At 65.8% G+C, this 15,422-nt stretch carries 16 protein-coding genes; 7 read left to right on the top strand and 9 right to left on the bottom strand.

The features are described from left to right. Positions 1 to 8 precede the first annotated feature (8 nt). The 6 genes from GSH16_RS10650 to ureG all read left to right on the top strand — a co-directional run bounded on the left by GSH16_RS10650 (position 9) and on the right by ureG (position 4,860). A complete protein-coding gene (locus tag GSH16_RS10650; RefSeq protein WP_160854815.1) occupies positions 9 to 476 on the top strand; it encodes a hypothetical protein in 468 nt (155 codons plus the stop codon). A gap of 518 nt (positions 477 to 994) precedes the next feature. Further along, positions 995 to 2,089 carry an isocitrate/isopropylmalate dehydrogenase family protein gene (locus GSH16_RS10645; RefSeq protein WP_328803213.1) on the top strand — a complete coding sequence of 365 codons (1,095 nt, stop codon included), beginning with the start codon at positions 995 to 997 and terminating at the stop codon, positions 2,087 to 2,089. Positions 2,090 to 2,234: 145 nt separating this feature from the next. Next, the gene (locus tag GSH16_RS10640; RefSeq protein ID WP_160854811.1) at positions 2,235 to 3,083 is read left to right on the top strand and encodes an urease accessory protein UreD; all 849 of its coding nucleotides are present in this window, start codon (positions 2,235 to 2,237) and stop codon (positions 3,081 to 3,083) included. A gap of 9 nt (positions 3,084 to 3,092) precedes the next feature. After that, positions 3,093 to 3,572, top strand: coding sequence for an urease accessory protein UreE (locus GSH16_RS10635; protein WP_160854809.1), 480 nt, complete (start codon positions 3,093 to 3,095; stop codon positions 3,570 to 3,572). After that, positions 3,569 to 4,225: an urease accessory protein UreF gene (locus GSH16_RS10630; RefSeq protein WP_160854807.1), complete on the top strand. Its 657-nt coding sequence runs from the start codon at positions 3,569 to 3,571 to the stop codon at positions 4,223 to 4,225. Before GSH16_RS10635 ends, GSH16_RS10630 begins: the two co-directional genes overlap by 4 nt. After that, on the top strand, positions 4,222 to 4,860 hold the full coding sequence (gene ureG, locus GSH16_RS10625; RefSeq protein WP_160854805.1) for an urease accessory protein UreG: 639 nt from the start codon (positions 4,222 to 4,224) through the stop codon (positions 4,858 to 4,860). Before GSH16_RS10630 ends, ureG begins: the two co-directional genes overlap by 4 nt. 3 nt (positions 4,861 to 4,863) lie before the next feature. Here ureG and fdhF read toward each other — a convergent pair whose 3' ends face one another. The 9 genes from fdhF to mnmA form a co-directional block, all read right to left on the bottom strand. Beyond that, positions 4,864 to 7,626, bottom strand: coding sequence for a formate dehydrogenase subunit alpha (fdhF, locus tag GSH16_RS10620; RefSeq protein ID WP_160854803.1), 2,763 nt, complete (start codon positions 7,624 to 7,626; stop codon positions 4,864 to 4,866). After that, positions 7,623 to 8,258: a LysE family translocator gene (locus GSH16_RS10615; protein WP_160854801.1), complete on the bottom strand. Its 636-nt coding sequence runs from the start codon at positions 8,256 to 8,258 to the stop codon at positions 7,623 to 7,625. Before GSH16_RS10615 ends, fdhF begins: the two co-directional genes overlap by 4 nt. Continuing rightward, positions 8,255 to 9,940 (bottom strand): NAD(P)H-dependent oxidoreductase subunit E, encoded by a 1,686-nt coding sequence (locus tag GSH16_RS10610; RefSeq protein ID WP_160854799.1) that lies wholly within the window; start codon positions 9,938 to 9,940, stop codon positions 8,255 to 8,257. The genes GSH16_RS10615 and GSH16_RS10610 overlap by 4 nt, the downstream gene beginning before the upstream one ends. Before the next feature lie 251 nt (positions 9,941 to 10,191). After that, positions 10,192 to 11,670: a replicative DNA helicase gene (locus tag GSH16_RS10605; protein WP_160854797.1), complete on the bottom strand. Its 1,479-nt coding sequence runs from the start codon at positions 11,668 to 11,670 to the stop codon at positions 10,192 to 10,194. A gap of 128 nt (positions 11,671 to 11,798) precedes the next feature. After that, positions 11,799 to 12,182, bottom strand: coding sequence for a hypothetical protein (locus GSH16_RS10600; RefSeq protein ID WP_160854795.1), 384 nt, complete (start codon positions 12,180 to 12,182; stop codon positions 11,799 to 11,801). Between the two features lie 142 nt (positions 12,183 to 12,324). After that, positions 12,325 to 12,963 carry a 50S ribosomal protein L9 gene (gene rplI / locus GSH16_RS10595; protein WP_160854793.1) on the bottom strand — a complete coding sequence of 213 codons (639 nt, stop codon included), beginning with the start codon at positions 12,961 to 12,963 and terminating at the stop codon, positions 12,325 to 12,327. 10 nt (positions 12,964 to 12,973) lie between these two features. Next, entirely contained in the window at positions 12,974 to 13,201 is a 228-nt protein-coding gene (rpsR, locus tag GSH16_RS10590) for a 30S ribosomal protein S18 (RefSeq protein WP_160854791.1), read from the bottom strand. 18 nt (positions 13,202 to 13,219) lie between these two features. Beyond that, a complete protein-coding gene (gene rpsF / locus GSH16_RS10585) occupies positions 13,220 to 13,600 on the bottom strand; it encodes a 30S ribosomal protein S6 (protein ID WP_160854789.1) in 381 nt (126 codons plus the stop codon). 192 nt (positions 13,601 to 13,792) lie between these two features. After that, entirely contained in the window at positions 13,793 to 14,962 is a 1,170-nt protein-coding gene (mnmA, locus tag GSH16_RS10580) for a tRNA 2-thiouridine(34) synthase MnmA (protein ID WP_160854787.1), read from the bottom strand. A gap of 125 nt (positions 14,963 to 15,087) precedes the next feature. Between mnmA and GSH16_RS10575 the strand changes: the two genes are divergently transcribed. After that, positions 15,088 to 15,399 carry a DUF1153 domain-containing protein gene (locus tag GSH16_RS10575; RefSeq protein ID WP_328803212.1) on the top strand — a complete coding sequence of 104 codons (312 nt, stop codon included), beginning with the start codon at positions 15,088 to 15,090 and terminating at the stop codon, positions 15,397 to 15,399. Positions 15,400 to 15,422: the final 23 nt, after the last annotated feature.

The raw sequence follows: 15,422 nt of genomic DNA, 5'->3' as shown, positions 1-15,422 counted from the left end.
ATCCGATTTTGGAAGACGCTTGGGATATCATTGTGGAGGGGCGTGCTATTGTCGCCTCAGGCGGTCGCCTTTTTAGTAAAGGCTCAAATCGGGTACCTACCAGACTGAGGCAAGCGTTCATCGCCCGCATCGATCGCGAGATTGCTGTAACCCTCACATCCCAGGCCGCTCGTCAGGCGGATACGGCGGACGTGGTTGTGGAGCATGTAATCCCAATCAAGAGGATCGTAATCGAAGTCATCGCTCCAGAAGCCCACGACCCTCGTACTGGGGGTCGCGCCATGACACGGCTTGGCCCGGCCCGCGACTTGGCGCATGCTGAACGGATCGCCCGGGAGATGCTGACAAAAGCCTATGTGACACGCGCCGAACATGACCGCTTGAACATCGCTTCGCAGTCCTTCCAGTGGGACGCCCCAGCTGGCGACGGCATGGCCCGGTATCGCGTTGCGGGCATCGAACTGACCGCAATTTGAGCAAGAGTATGGAGTCTTTTTTATTGGTGGGACGATAATCCGCTCTATGTTCTATTCACAAAATTTTGGAACCGCGGTCGTATGTCCTATTGGGGGACGAACTTCATCGTTTCGTGAGTAAAGGGCGGGAAACTTTGAACGATCTAAGCCTGCGAATTTTAGGAAAGGGACTGATCGCTCTGTGGTGGAGATTGGAGGGTGACGATCAAGAGATATTTTTGAGGATATTTCTGGTTCGATTCCGAGAAAGGTTTATCTCGGTCAGGGCTAAGTCATTGAATTGACATGAGGCGGTTTTAAAAGGTTAATCGTGAACCGCCGTTGAAAACAAAGGCGAAATTCCCTCCGACCTCGGGTGCCAGTGCTTTCCATATCAACGAAAATTTACACGGTGCGGCCATCCTTGTCGCAATGGGCTTGCGCTGTTGTACGAATTAACGCATACATTAAATCATTCATTAAACATGCGCGGCGGCGGCGGGTCCGTGGCTCTGGCGCAGGGCAAAAGGGGCAGGCAGGTGAGCAAGGGCGCAACCGTTTCGGTGATCGAAGGCGACGGGATCGGGATTGATGTCACGCGGGCAGCGCTGGCCGTGGCCGGGGCCGCTCTCGCCCGTGAAGGCGCCGCGCCGCTCACCCTGCAACCGGTCCGGGCCGGTGCCGGCTATTATAGTGAAACCGGTCACGACATCGAACCGGGGGGCGAGGAAAAGGCCGGCGAAGCGGATGCGATCTTTCTCGGGGCCATTGGTTTGCCCGCGATCCGGCACGCGGATGGCACGGAAATCTCCCCGCATCTGCGCTTGCGCGACCGCTATCAGCTCTATGCCGGCGTGCGGCCTGTGAAAGCCTATCCCAACGCGCCGCAACGGCTCGCGGATCCGCGGGCCGCCGGCATCGACCTTGTCATCATCCGCGAGAGCACGGAGGGGCTTTTCTACTCCGCCGCTGTGCACGGGCGGGCCGAGGTGATCGGCAGTGAGGAAGTCAGAGAGACGTTGAGGATCAGTCGTAAAACGACTGAAAAACTTCATGATTTTGCGTTTCGCTTTGCCGCGCGCAGGGCAGAGAAGGGGCGCTCCGGCCAATTGACCTGCGTCGACAAGGCCAATGTCTTCACCTCCATGGCTTTCTTCCGCCAGATATTCGACGAGGTGGCGAACCGCTATCCGGATGTGCCGCGCGGCTACAACTATGTCGATGCGCAGGCGCTCGATCTGGTGCGCCAGCCCTGGGCCTTCGACACGCTGGTCATGGAAAACATGTTCGGCGACATTCTGTCGGATCTGGCGGGCGGGCTGGTCGGCGGCATGGGCATGGCCGCCTGCGGCGAGATCGGTGATGCGATCGGCCTCTTCCAGCCGGCCCATGGCAGCGCCCCCGACATTATGGGGCAGGACAAGGCCAATCCGCTCGCGGCGATCCTGTCAGGCGCGATGATGCTCGATTATCTGGCCGATACGCGTGGTCACAAGGGCTATGCTGCGGCTGCTGCCCGGATCGAGGCAGCGGTCGAGTCCGGTTTTGCGGCAAATGCCCTGCGGCCGATGGAGTTCGGCGGCGACATGGGCACGCGCGCGGTCACGCAGGTGCTTCTCGACACGATCGGCTGACCGGCCAAACCCGGTCTCGATCTGCCGCCTTTTGAGGCAGTTCCGGCCGGTCTGCGTGCGGGCTGTGCAACCGGCTGCTTCCGCATATGCGAGCGGACCGGCGGCTCTGGAAGCGGAGCGTCCCGCCCGCTACGCTCGTCCTGCAATGACTGACACGCTGTCCATCGACCGGCCCGGCACGCCGCAACCGCCTGTCACCCTGCAACGGGTGCGCGGGCGTGCCGCGATTGTGCAAGCGGCCACGGGCCTGCGGCGTCTGCATCAGGCCGGATCGGCCAAGATCCTGCGCCCCCGCACCTATGGCGGGCCGGATCAGGCGGTGCTCATCAACACGGCAGGTGGCCTGACCGGGGGTGACCGGCTCGATGTGTCGGCGGAGGTCGATCCGGGCGGTGCGCTCGTGGTCACCAGCCAGACGGCAGAGCGGATCTACCGCAGCGCAGGCGGTGCGGCACAGGTCCGCAACCGGCTGACGGTCGGGGCAGGCGCACGGCTCGACTGGCTGCCGCAGGAAACGATCCTTTTTGACGGCGCGGCGCTCGACCGGCAACTGGACGTTACCCTTGCGGGCGATGCGCGGTTTCTGGCGGCGGAAAGTTTCCTGTTCGGCCGCGCCGCAATGGGCGAGACGATTGCGAAGCTTGCCCTGTCCGACCGCTGGCACATCCGCCGCGACGGTGAACCGCTCTATCGTGACCGGCTCGACCTATGCCTGCCGCGCGGCGGGTCTGATCCGTTGCGCGATCCGGCCGCGCTGGCGGGCCATCTCGGGCTCGGCACGGTTCTGATGGTTACGCCGGATGCCGAAGCGCGGACGGACGGGCTGCGCGCGGCGATCAGCGGGCTGGAGGGCCTGACCAGCGGCGTGTCCGGCTGGGACGGCAAGCTCCTGCTGAGGATACTCGCCCGCGACGGACAGGCGCTCCGGCGCGGGCTTCTGGCGGCGCTTGGCCATGTGCGGGACGATCCGCTGCCGCGTGTCTGGCATATGTGAAGGATGACGATGACCGACCGACCTGACGCCGAACCGACACTGCCCCGTGTGGTGGAGATCCTTGATCACGGGCATGGCACGCCCGACGATATCGTGCGGTTGGCCTATGACGACCGGACCCGCCGCCGCGTGGTGCTGACGGGCGAGGGGGGCTTGCGCTGCCTTCTCGACCAGCCCGAAGTGACGTGGCTGCAGGACGGCAATGTGCTCGTGCTCGACACCGGCCAGCGGATGCAGGTCACGGCAGAGGCCGAGCCGCTGATGCGCGCCGAATGCGAGGCCGGGCTGCATCTGGTGCGCTGCGCCTGGCATGTCGGAAACCGCCATCTGCCCTGCGAAATCCATGAGACGTCGCTCCTGTTGCGCTGGGACCATGTGATCGCCGAGATGCTGGAACAGTTGGGCGCGCGGGTGACGCGGCTCGATGCACCCTTCAACCCCGAAGGCGGTGCCTACGGCACCGGTCGCACCCACGGGCACAGCCATTGAGCGCGCAGTCCGAACATCTGCTGGCGGCGTGGATGTCGCCGAGCTATCCGGTCGGGGCCTTTGCCTATTCCCACGGGCTGGAGACGGCCATATCGGAGGAACAGATCACCTCCGCTGACGACCTTGGTGGGTGGCTTGACCGGCTTCTGGAGGCCGGCGGCCCGCGCGCGGATGCGATTTTCCTGACGCTGGCCCATACCGCACCGGATTTTGCCGCGCGCGACGCTTTGGCGGCGGAGGTTCGGGCCTTCGCGCAGGGCCGCGAGCGGCTGTTGGAAACCGATGCGCAGGGCACGGCCTTTGCCGCCACGTCGCGCGCAGTCTGGCCGGACAGGCTCGGCAAGGCACTGGGCGACTGGCCCTATCCCGTCGCCGTCGGCGCGGCTGCGGCCCGTATGGGGGTCGACCGCGACGCGGCCTGCCGGCTCTACCTGCATGGCGTGATCTCGGCCCTCATCGCGGCGGCGGTGCGCTTCATGCCGCTCGGCCAGACCGAAGGGCAGCGGCTGCTCGCGGCCCGCTTCGCGCCGATTGACGCACTGGTGGAGGAGAGCCGCCACCTGACACTCGCGGATGTGGGCGGCCATGCGATCATGGCCGATCTGGCCGCCCTGCGACATGAAACACAGACGACAAGGATTTTCCGGACATGACTTCCCTGAACGGCCCGCTGCGCGTGGGCATCGGCGGCCCGGTCGGCGCGGGCAAGACGACACTGACCGAAAAGCTCTGCCGCGCCCTGCGCGACCGCTGCTCGATGGCCGTCATCACCAATGACATCTACACGCAGGAGGATGCCGAACATCTGATGCGGGTGCAGGCCCTGCCGCTGGAGCGGATCCGCGGTGTTGAAACCGGCGGCTGCCCGCATACGGCGATCCGAGAGGATGCATCGATCAATCTGGCGGCGGTTGCGGACCTGAACCGGTCCTTTCCCGATCTCGACCTCGTCCTGATCGAGAGCGGCGGCGACAATCTGTCGGCCACGTTCAGCCCCGAACTGGCAGACATCACGCTCTACGTGATCGATGTGGCCGCCGGGGAAGAAATCCCGCGCAAAGGCGGTCCGGGGATCACCCGCTCCGACCTGCTTGTCATCAACAAGACCGATCTGGCGCCCCATGTGGGCGCGTCGCTCGACGTGATGAAACGCGATGCGGCCGCGCAGCGCGGAACACGGCCCTTCGCCTTCTGTGCGCTGCGCCATGACGAGGGCGTGGCCCCGGTGGTCGAGTTCCTTATCCGGCATGGCGGGTTGCAACTGGCCCCCGCACCGGCCGACGCATGAGCGTCAGTCCGCTGGCGTCACCGCACAGGCCGCATATTTGAACTCCGGGATTTTGCCGAACGGGTCGAGCGCCGGGTTCGTCAGGATGTTGGCCGCAGCCTCGACATAGGCGAAGGGCACGAAGACCGTGTCCTCGGCCACCGCGCGGTCGGCGCGGGCCATGATCTCGATCGCGCCGCGCCGTGTCTCGATCCGGAGCCGCCCGCCCGCTTCCACGCCGAGCCGCCGCAGGGTGCGCGGATGGAGCGCGGCATTTGCTTCCGGTTCCAGCGCATCGAGCACCGCCGTGCGCCGCGTCATCGACCCCGTATGCCAATGTTCCAGCTGCCGTCCGGTGATCAGGATCATCGGGAAGCGCGCATCCGGCACCTCGGCCGGCGGCGTGACCTCGGCCGGTGTGAAACGTGCCCGTCCGCCCGCGCGCGGGAACCCGTCGCCGAACACGATCGAGCGGCCGGGATCGTCCGGCCCTTCGGTCGGGTAGGTGACGACGCCCTCGGCCTCCAGCCGGTCCCAGGTGATATTGTCGAGCGACGCCATGCCCTGCTTCATCTCGGCAAACACGTCGCGCGGATGGTCGCAAGCCCAGTCGAGCCCGAGCCGCTTGGCCAGCGCCGCCGTGATTTCCCAGTCTGGGCGGGCCTGACCCGGCGGGGCGACCGCCGGCCTGCCCATCTGCACCTGCCGGTTGGTGTTGGTGACCGTGCCCGTCTTTTCCGGCCAGGCGGCAGCCGGCAGAATCACATCGGCATAATTGGCAGTCTCTGTCAGGAAGATGTCCTGCACGACCAGATGGTCGAGCCGCGCCAGCGCCGCGCGCGCATGGTCGACATCGGGGTCCGACATGGCCGGGTTCTCGCCCAGAATATACATGCCGCGAATATCGCCATCATGGATCGCATCCATGATCTCGACCACGGTCAGGCCGCGTTCGGGCGCGACATTTGCGCCGCCCCAGAGCGTGTCGAAAGGCGCGCGCAACTCGGCCTGTTCCACGGACTGGTAGTCGGGCAGGAACATCGGGATCAGCCCCGCATCGGACGCGCCCTGCACATTGTTCTGGCCGCGCAGCGGGTGCAGCCCGGTGCCCGGCCGCCCGACATGGCCGCAGAGCAGCGCCAGCGAGATCAGGCAGCGCGAATTGTCGGTGCCATGCACATGCTGGCTGACGCCCATCCCCCAGAAGATCATGCCCGCCCGCGCACCGGCAAAGGCGCGCGCCACCGCGCGGATTTCCTCAGCGTCGATCCCGCACAAATCCGCCATTTTCTCCGGCGGGAACCCGTCCAGATGGGTGCGGAACGCGTCGAAATTCTCGGTATAGGCGTCAATATACTGCCGGTCGTGGAGCCCCTCGGACACGATCACATGCATGATCGCGTTCAGAAGCGCCACGTCGCTGCCGGGGCGGAATTGCAGCATGTGTTCGGCATGGCGGCGCAGCCCCTGTCCGCGCGGGTCCATGACGATCAGCGTGCCGCCGCGCTTGGCGAATTGCTTGAAATAGGTCGCGGCGACAGGGTGGTTCTCGGTCGGGTTGGCGCCGATCACGATGGCCACATCGGCATTCTCGATCTCGTTGAACCCGGCGGTGACTGCGCCGGAGCCGACATTCTCCATCAGGGCGGCCACGGACGAGGCGTGGCAGAGCCGCGTGCAATGGTCGACATTGTTGTGCCCGAAGCCCGAGCGGATCAGCTTCTGGAACAGATAGGCTTCCTCGTTCGAGCATTTGGCCGACCCGAAACCCGCGACCGCGCGCCCGCCATGCCTGTCCCGCAAGCCTGCCAGCCCGCCTGCGGCGCGGTCGAGCGCCTCGTCCCAGCTGGCCTCGCGGAAATGGGTCATCGGATCCGCCGGATCGACATTCAGGCCCTTGGGCGGCGCATCGTCGCGCCGCACGAGCGGCGCCGTCAGCCGGTGCGGATGGCCGATATAGTCGAAGCCGAAACGGCCCTTCACGCAGAGCCGGTTTTCGTTGGCGGGGCCCGGCGCGCCGTCGACCCAGGCGATCTTCTCGTCGCGGATGTTGAAGGTCAGCTGGCAACCGACGCCGCAATAGGGGCAGACCGACCGGACCTCGCGATCCTTGTCCTGTCGGCTGCCCCGTTCGTCCGCATCGAGGATGGTTGCGGGCATCAGCGCGCCGGTCGGGCAGGCCTGCACGCATTCGCCGCAGGCCACACAGGTGGAGGCGCCCATCGGATCAGCCAGATCGAAGGTCACGCGGCTGTCCATCCCGCGGCGGGACATGCCGATCACGTCATTGACCTGCACCTCGCGGCAGGCCCGAACGCACAGGTTGCAATGGATGCAGGCATCAAGGTTGACCCGCATCGCGACATGGCTGGCGTCGAGCAGCGGCACCTCCGCTGCGGGGCGGGGGGGATAGGCGTCGCGGCGCGCGCCCGTCTCCGCGATCATCCGGTCGATCTGGCTGCCTGCATCATGCGCGTCCTCCGGCGCGGGCTGGTCGGCGGCGAGCAGTTCCAATACGGTGCGCCGCGCGCCGCGGGCCCGGTCGCTGTCAGTCCGGATGACCATGCCGTCCGCCACTTCGCGGATACAGGAGGCCGCAAGCGTCCGCTCGCCCTCAATCTCCACCATGCAGGCGCGGCAATTGCCGTCCGCGCGGTAGCCGGGTTCGGGCCGGTGGCACAGATGCGGCAGCGTCAGCCCGCGCCCGTGGGCCAGGTCCCAGATGGTCGTACCGGGCGTGGTCGAGATTTCGCGCCCGTCCAGCGTGACGGTGATGCGGTCGCTCATGGCACGCTCCGGCGCAGGGCATCAACGACGAGCGAGCCGCCGAGCAGGGTGAAGGCCAGCCCGAAACCGGCGTCGAAAATACGGGCCGCGCGGGCATAGCCCCGCCCGACCGAACGGCTGGAAAAGAGAAGCCCGTAGCCGCCATAGATGGCAATGGCCGTCAGCGCGGCCAGCGGCCCGAAGGCCATGACCTGCGCCGCGTTCAGGCCCGCACCGAAGAGGAACGCGCCGACCGCAGCCCACATGACGGCAGCCTTGGGGTTCGTCAGCACCACGATGATCCCCCGGCGCCAGCCGGTCGCCAGCGTCAGGCCGCGGCGCTCGCCCTTGAGCGCCGGGCCGGTCGGGCTGCGCAGGCTCCAGAGCGCCTTCGCGCCGAGCCAGAGCAGGTAGCCGCCGCCCACGAGTTTCAGCACGGTGAACATTGCGGGCAGGGCGGCGATCACCGCGCCAAGCCCGATGGCGGCAAGCGCCGCCCAGACAAGAATGCCGGTGGCCACCCCGAAAACGACGCCGAGCGCGGCCCGCCGCCCGTCGGCCAGCCCCGCTGCCGCCACGGCGAGCAGGTTCGGCCCGGGCGCCAACTGCGCGAAGATCACGCCGACCAGCGCGGCCACGAAAGCGTCCGTCATCGCGTTTCCTCCGGAAAATGTTTCAGCGCCAGCCGGATCGGGTTCGGCGCCGCCTGTCCCAGCCCGCAGATCGAGGCATCCGCCATGGCCTGTGCCAGTTCCTCCAGCTTTTCTGCGTCCCATGCCGGCGCGTCCATCAGTTGAACGGCCTTGGCGCAGCCGACGCGGCAGGGCGTGCACTGGCCGCAGCTTTCACTCTCGAAGAAGGCGAGCATGTTGCGCGCGGCATCCGCGGCGCTGTCCTGATCCGACAGGACGACGATTGCCGCCGACCCGATGAAGGTGCCATGGGGCTGCAATGTGTCGAAATCGAGCGGCACATCTGCCATCGTGGCGGGCAGGAGCCCCGCCGACGGTCCGCCCGGCTGGTAGGCCTTGAAGCGGTGGCCCTCGGCCATGCCGCCGCAATATTCGTCGAGCAGTTCCGCCATGGTGATCCCGGCCGGGGCGAGCTTGACGCCCGGGTCCGCAACCCGCCCGCTGACCGAGAAGGCGCGCAATCCGGTGCGCCCGTTACGTCCAAACGCGTTCAGAACCTCCGGTCCCTCCTGCGCGATGCGCGCGATCCAGTAGAGCGTCTCGACATTGTGGACGAGGGTCGGGCGGTCGAAGATGCCCTTCTCCGCGACATAGGGCGGCCGGTGCCGCGGCAGGCCGCGCTTGCCCTCGATCGACTCGATCATCGCGCTTTCCTCGCCGCAGATATAGGCGCCGGCGCCGCGCCGCAGGTCGATGAACCCCGGCGACACCAGCCCGGCGCGTTCCAGCGCGGCGATTTCCGCGGCGAGCAGTTTCAGGATCGCGGGATATTCGTCGCGCATGTAGATATAGACGCGGTCCGCGCCGATGGCCTCGGCGGCCAGCAACGTCCCTTCGAGGAATGCATGCGGCGTTGCCTCCAGCATGACGCGGTCCTTGAAGGTGCCGGGCTCGCCCTCATCGCCGTTGACGGCCAGATAGCGCGGGCCCTGCGCATCGCGCACGAACTGCCATTTCCGCGCGGCGGGAAAACCAGCGCCGCCAAGGCCCCGGAGCCCCGCATCTTCCACATCCGCGGCCAGATCATCGGCCTTCAACTCGCCCGCACGCATTGCGGCGAGCCGTGCATAGCCGCCACGCGCACGGTATGCGGCAAGATCCTCGTAGTCCGGCATCTGCGGTGACAGGTCGCCGGCGGCGATGACCTTTTGCACTCGTTCGGCCGTGGCGGGTGCGACGTGTCGGTGGCCAACCTCGACGGCCGGCGCTTCGGCACAGCGGCCCATGCAGGGCGCGCGTGCAATCCTGATTTGGGACGGGTCCGTGCCGGCTTCGAGCGCATCGTGCAGCGCCGCCGATCCGGCAAGCGCGCAGGAAAGGCTGTCACACACCCGCACGGTAACCGGCGGGGGCGGGGTCTCTCCCTCTTTGACAATGTCGAAATGGGCGTAGAAGGAGGCCACCTCCTGCACTTCGGCTTGCGAGAGGCGCATCTCTTCGGCCAGCGCGCGCAAATGCGCGGCCGACAGGTGGCCGAACCGGTCCTGAATCAGGTGCAGATGTTCGATGAGCAAGTCCCGGCGGCGCGGACGGTCGCCGAGCAGCGCGCGGACCTCGGTCAGAGCGGAATCCTCAAGCGGGCGCCCCTTGGGATGGGCCCGGCCGCGCCCGCGGCCCGACTTCCAGACACCGGCCTTATTCATCCAAGATCACTCCCGACTTTTCGCGCATCCGGCCCTGTCCGCCGCCGCTTTCACATTGCCTAGCATGGGGATACGGGCAGGGCGCAATCCCCGCCCGAACCATTGTGACACAAAACCGACCCGCAGGCACAGGCGCGGGTGCCGCCATGGCGCGGATCGGAAACCGCCACCGCGGAGCGGGGCAGTGTGTGAGACGTAGATATAGTGTGTGCCGGGATCGGGGTCTGACGGCCGCTATGCTGCGGTCTTGATCAGAACCCCTCCCCGCTGGACTGCTGATAGGCCCGCACAAGATTGGAGAAGCGGGTGAACTGCCCTTCGAACGCCAGATCGACCGTGCCGATCGGCCCGTGTCGCTGCTTGCCGATGATCACCTCGGCGCGTCCGTGGAGCTGGCTCATTTCCTCCTGCCACTTCATCATGCCCTCGATGTCGTGGTCGCCCGGTTTCTCGCGTTCCTTGTAATATTCTTCGCGGAACACGAACATCACGACATCCGCATCCTGCTCGATGCTGCCTGATTCCCTGAGGTCGGAAAGCTGGGGGCGCTTGTCCTCGCGCGATTCGACCTGGCGCGAGAGCTGGGAGAGCGCGATCACCGGGATGTTGAGTTCCTTGGCGATCGCCTTCAATCCTTGCGTGATTTCGGACACTTCGTTCACGCGGCTGTCCTTGGCCGAGGCCGGCCGGACAAGCTGCAGATAGTCCACCATCAAGACGTCGAGCCCGTGCTGGCGCTTCAGCCGGCGAGCCCGTGCCGCGAGCGTGGAGATCGGCAGCGCCGGCGTGTCGTCGATATAGAGCGGGCAGCTTTCAAGATCCTTGGCGGCCTGCACGAAGCGGCGGAACTCGTCCTCCGTCATGTCGCCGCGGCGGATCGATTCCGACGGCACGCGCGCGGCTTCCGACAGGATACGCGCGGCCAGCTGCTCGGCAGACATTTCCAGCGAGTAAAAACCGACGACGCCGCCATTGACCGCGCCCGGCGTCCCGTCGGGTTTCGTGCCTTTTTCATAAGCTTTGGCGATGTTGAAGGCGATGTTGGTCGCAAGCGAGGTCTTGCCCATCGAGGGCCGCCCGGCGAGGATCAGAAGGTCCGACGGGTGCAGCCCGCCGAGCTTCTTGTCCATATCTGTCAGTCCGGTGGAGATGCCCGCCAGCCCGCCATCGCGCTGGTAGGCGGCATTGGCCACTTCGACCGCTTCCGTCACAGCTTTCAGAAACGACTGGAAGCCCGTGTCTGCATTGCCTTTTTCGCCAAGTTGGTAGAGCCGCTGTTCCGCCGCGACGATCTGTTCCGCCGGCTCGTTCTCCACATCCACGCGGCTGGCCTGGTCGGCGATCTCGTGGCCGATGCCGATCAGGTCGCGGCGGATGGCGAGGTCATAGACCATCTGCGCATAGTCGCGCGCGGCAAGCGTCGAGATGGAGGCACCGGCCAGCCGGGCCAGATAGGCCGGACCGCCCAGTTCCTGCAGGCCCGGATCATCCTCCAGAAAAGCTTTCAGCGTGACCGGCGAGGCCAGTGCATTGCGCTGGATGCGCCGCGCCGCCACCTCGAAGATGCGTCCATGCACCGGCTCGTAGAAATGTTCGGCCTGAACGATTCCCGCGACTCGGTCGTAAATGTCATTATTGACCAGCAGGGCGCCCAGAAGCGCCTGTTCTGCCTCAATATTATGCGGTTGTGCCTGTGTGGCGGCGTCGAGGCCGCCTGATCCGTCTGCCATGCTCACTGCTCCGTCCGGTGAAACTTATACACCGAAAACCAGCTATCCACAGGATGTGAAGAACGGGGACAAGCGGATTTTTTGCGCATCCGGCGGGGGACCGCCGGTGCGCGTTGTCTCGCTGCGATTCAGAGCACGTTGTAGATCGTCGATGCACCGCGGCCCGACTGTTCGGTCACGCGGTAGCGATATTCCCAGATCTCCCAGACCTCGCAATCGCTGGCGCGCAAGCCCGACAATGCGGTGAGTTGCCGGCACAGGAGCCCGTCGCGGAACTCCCAGGTGCCGCCGAATGGCTTGCCGTCGACCGAACCGGTGATGGTGCCATCGGCATTGAGCGTCACCCGGCCGGACCCGTAGGTCAGGGTCTTGCCGACCATGTTGGCACGGAAGGCGTCCTCGGTCGTGATGCGGGCAAAGGGCGTCTGGTCCATCGGCGGCGGGGGCGGGGCCGTGGTGCAGGCTGCGGCAAGAAGGGTGGCGCCCAGAAGCGGCATGGTCACGCGAAACATTGTCAAAGCCCCTTTGTCACGTCCGTTCAGCGACTTGGCCGAACCGGTTGCGGCGATGGTGACCCAGCCGGGGGGCGATAGGCAAGAAAAAAGCCGCGCCGGTTGCCCGGCGCGGCCTGAATGTGTGGTGTCACGCGGGCCGTCAGGCCTGGGTGTCATCCTCATCGGCGTCGGCGTCGTCCGCTTCGGCAGCCGGTGCGACATCCAGATCGTCCTCGTCGAGGGCGGCAGCGCCCACTTCGTCGAACAGTTCGGCAATGTCGAATTCGGCTTCGGCCTCGGCTTCAGCGGCCAGTTCCTGAATGGTCTTACCGGAGGCCTGAAGCTCGGCTTCCTCCATGGAGCGTGCCACGTTCACCGAGATGGTGACGTCCACTTCCGGATGCAGGATCACGGTCATGTCGTGCAGACCCAGTTCCTTGATCGGGCGATCGAGGTGGATCTGTTTCTTGTCCACCGAGAACCCGTCTTCGGTCGCCACGTCGGCCACGTCACGCGGGGTGACGGAGCCGTAAAGCGCGCCGGCGTCGGAGGCGGAGCGAATCACGATGAATTTCTGACCGTCGAGACGGGCGGCGAGCGCCTCGGCCTCTTTCTTGGTCTCAAGGTTACGCGCTTCCAGTTGGGCCCGCTGGGCCTCGAACTGGGCCAGGTTGGCCTGGGTGGCGCGCAGCGCCTTGCCCTGCGGCAGCAGGAAATTGCGGGCATAGCCCTGCTTGACCGAGACGACATCGCCCATCTGGCCCAGCTTGGCGACGCGTTCGAGAAGTACGACTTCCATCTTCGTCTCCTTACTTCACTGCGTAGGGCAGCAGGGCCAGGAAACGGGCGCGTTTGATGGCCTTGGCCAGTTCGCGCTGTTTCTTGGCGGATACCGCGGTGATACGGGACGGGACGATCTTGCCGCGCTCGGAAATGTAGCGCTGCAGGAGTTTCACGTCCTTATAGTCGATTTTCGGCGCATTCTCGCCCGAGAAGGGGCAGGATTTGCGACGGCGGAAAAACGGTTTGTTTGCCATGGTCTAGGTCCTCTCCGTTCAGTTGCGCCGCGGGCGATCGCCGCGGGGGCCGCGCGAACCGCGCTCGTCACGGGCATTCTTGGCCTGGACGACAGCGGAGGGGCCTTCTTCGTGAACGTCGACCTTGATGGTCATGACGCGCATCACGTCATCGTGCAGGCGCATCAGGCGTTCCATTTCCTGAACCGCGTCGGTCGGCGCATCCGACTTGACGAAGGCATAGTGGCCCTTGCGGTTCTTGTTGATCTTGTAGGCCATCGTCTTGAGGCCCCAATATTCCTGATCGACAACGGACCCGCCATTGTCCTTCAGGACCTGGCCGAAATGCTCGATCAAGCCTTCGGCCTGCGCGTTGGACAGGTCCTGACGCGCGATAAATACATGCTCGTAGAGAGCCATGTGGTCACCTATTTTCCGGCGCGCTTCAACATGCGGATATGACCCCTCCGGTCCGCACACGAGAGGCAACGCGATTGCTCTGAGTTCGAAGGGATGGCGCGTTATACAGATTCAGGCCTGAATGGCAAGGGCAAAAGGCCTGTTTGCCCCCGTGGCGCGAAGCCCGGCCGCTGCCGCGGCCGCGGCCGGCGGTCAGCCGCGGTGGATCCAGCCGCCGCCAAGGACGCGGCTCCCTTCGGGCGCGTAGAAGACGCAGGCCTGCCCCGGTGCGATCCCTTCCTCGGGCTCAAGCAGTTCCACGAGCGCCGTATCCGGACCGGTCGGGTGGACCCGCGCCTCTTTCGGCGGGCGGGTGGAGCGGACCTTGACCTCCAGCGGCCAGCCACCGGCAGGGGCCTCCTGAAACGGCGTGTCGCCGAGCCAGTTGATCTCCTTCACCGGCACGGTCGTCGTCGCGAGCGCCTCTTTCGGGCCGACGATGACCTGACGGGCATCGGGGTCGAGCTTCACCACAAAGAGCGGTGTGCCGCCGCCAATGCCGAGCCCGCGCCGCTGGCCGATCGTGTAATGGATCACGCCCTTGTGCTGGCCCAATACTTGCCCGTCGAGATGCACGATTTCGCCCGGATCAGCCGCGCCGGGGCGCAGCTTCTCGATCACCGCCGCGTAGGAGCCGTTCGGCACGAAACAGATATCCTGGCTGTCGGGCTTGTCGGCCACCGGCAGCCCGTAGCGGCGGGCCAGCGCCCGCGTTTCTTCCTTGGAAGCCAGATGGCCCAGCGGGAAGCGCAGATAGTCGAGCTGCTCCTGCGTGGTGGAGAAGAGGAAATAGCTCTGGTCCCGCGTCGGGTCCGCCGCCTGATGCAGTTCCGCCTTCTCGGCGCCCTCGAACCGCTGGATATAGTGGCCCGTCGCCATGCAATCGGCGTCGAGGTCGCGCGCGGTTTCCAGAAGGTCACGGAATTTCACCCGCTCGTTGCAGCGGATGCAGGGCACCGGTGTGGCGCCGGCCAGATAGGCGTCTGCAAACTCGTCTATCACGCTTTCCTTGAAGCGGTTCTCATAGTCGAGCACGTAGTGCGGAAAGCCCATTTCCTCGGCCACGCGGCGCGCATCGTGAATGTCGCGCCCGGCGCAGCAGGCGCCTTTCTTGGCGAGCGCCGCGCCGTGGTCGTAGAGCTGCAGCGTGACCCCGACCACATCATAGCCTTCCTCGGCCAGTTGCGCGGCCACGACGGAACTGTCGACGCCGCCGGACATGGCGACGACCACGCGGGTTTGCGACGGCGGCTTTGCAAAGCCGAGGCTGTTCTTCGCCGGGGCGCTGGTGGCCGGGGCGGGCTGCGTCTGGATATCGGTCATGGTCTTGTCCTCGGGATCCAGAGAAATGTAGGTAAATCCTAATCAGTCTCAAGGGTCCGGTTCACGCCCCTTTAAGGCCCGCGGCCAAGTCTTGCAAGCAATTCGCGGTGCAGCAGGAGGTGCGGGTGAGCAGATCGAGGGGCAATCTGCGGGCCGGAGAGGCCGGCGGAGCAGCAGAGGGGCAGCGTGGGGCATCGGGTCGTGCAGCACGGGAGCGGGCAGCAGCCGAACTGCCCGGCCGGGACACGCGCCGCTGGGTGGCCAGCCGCAAGCTGCAGGTGGTGCGGGCCATCTATCAGGGGGTGCTGACAGATGCCGAAGCCTGCCAGCGCTACGGGCTGAGCGCGGAGGAGCTGGAGAGCTGGAAACGGCTCCTGTCCGACCATGGGCCAAAAGCGCTCCATGCCACACGGCTCCAGCAATTCAGACAACTTTAACGAAAGTAGACTGGTAACAGATG

It is taken from the genome of Oceanomicrobium pacificus, assembly GCF_009833495.1.
GTDB classification, from domain to species: domain Bacteria; phylum Pseudomonadota; class Alphaproteobacteria; order Rhodobacterales; family Rhodobacteraceae; genus Oceanomicrobium; species Oceanomicrobium pacificus.
The sequence above is the reverse complement of the archived record's forward strand: the minus strand, read 5'-3'. Positions and strand labels throughout refer to the sequence as shown.

Bases quoted from the DNA above. Each gene is read 5' to 3' on its own strand.
- rpsR (WP_160854791.1), bottom strand. From the start codon at position 13,201: ATGGCAAACAAACCGTTTTTCCGCCGTCGCAAATCCTGCCCCTTCTCG.
- GSH16_RS10635 (WP_160854809.1), top strand. From the start codon at position 3,093: ATGACCGACCGACCTGACGCCGAACCGACACTGCCCCGTGTGGTGGAG.
- GSH16_RS10615 (WP_160854801.1), bottom strand. From the start codon at position 8,258: ATGACGGACGCTTTCGTGGCCGCGCTGGTCGGCGTGATCTTCGCGCAG.
- GSH16_RS10610 (WP_160854799.1), bottom strand. From the start codon at position 9,940: ATGAATAAGGCCGGTGTCTGGAAGTCGGGCCGCGGGCGCGGCCGGGCC.
- GSH16_RS10640 (WP_160854811.1), top strand. From the start codon at position 2,235: ATGACTGACACGCTGTCCATCGACCGGCCCGGCACGCCGCAACCGCCT.
- GSH16_RS10600 (WP_160854795.1), bottom strand. From the start codon at position 12,182: ATGTTTCGCGTGACCATGCCGCTTCTGGGCGCCACCCTTCTTGCCGCA.
- ureG (WP_160854805.1), top strand. From the start codon at position 4,222: ATGACTTCCCTGAACGGCCCGCTGCGCGTGGGCATCGGCGGCCCGGTC.
- rplI (WP_160854793.1), bottom strand. From the start codon at position 12,963: ATGGAAGTCGTACTTCTCGAACGCGTCGCCAAGCTGGGCCAGATGGGC.
- GSH16_RS10605 (WP_160854797.1), bottom strand. From the start codon at position 11,670: ATGGCAGACGGATCAGGCGGCCTCGACGCCGCCACACAGGCACAACCG.
- rpsF (WP_160854789.1), bottom strand. From the start codon at position 13,600: ATGGCTCTCTACGAGCATGTATTTATCGCGCGTCAGGACCTGTCCAAC.
- fdhF (WP_160854803.1), bottom strand. From the start codon at position 7,626: ATGAGCGACCGCATCACCGTCACGCTGGACGGGCGCGAAATCTCGACC.
- mnmA (WP_160854787.1), bottom strand. From the start codon at position 14,962: ATGACCGATATCCAGACGCAGCCCGCCCCGGCCACCAGCGCCCCGGCG.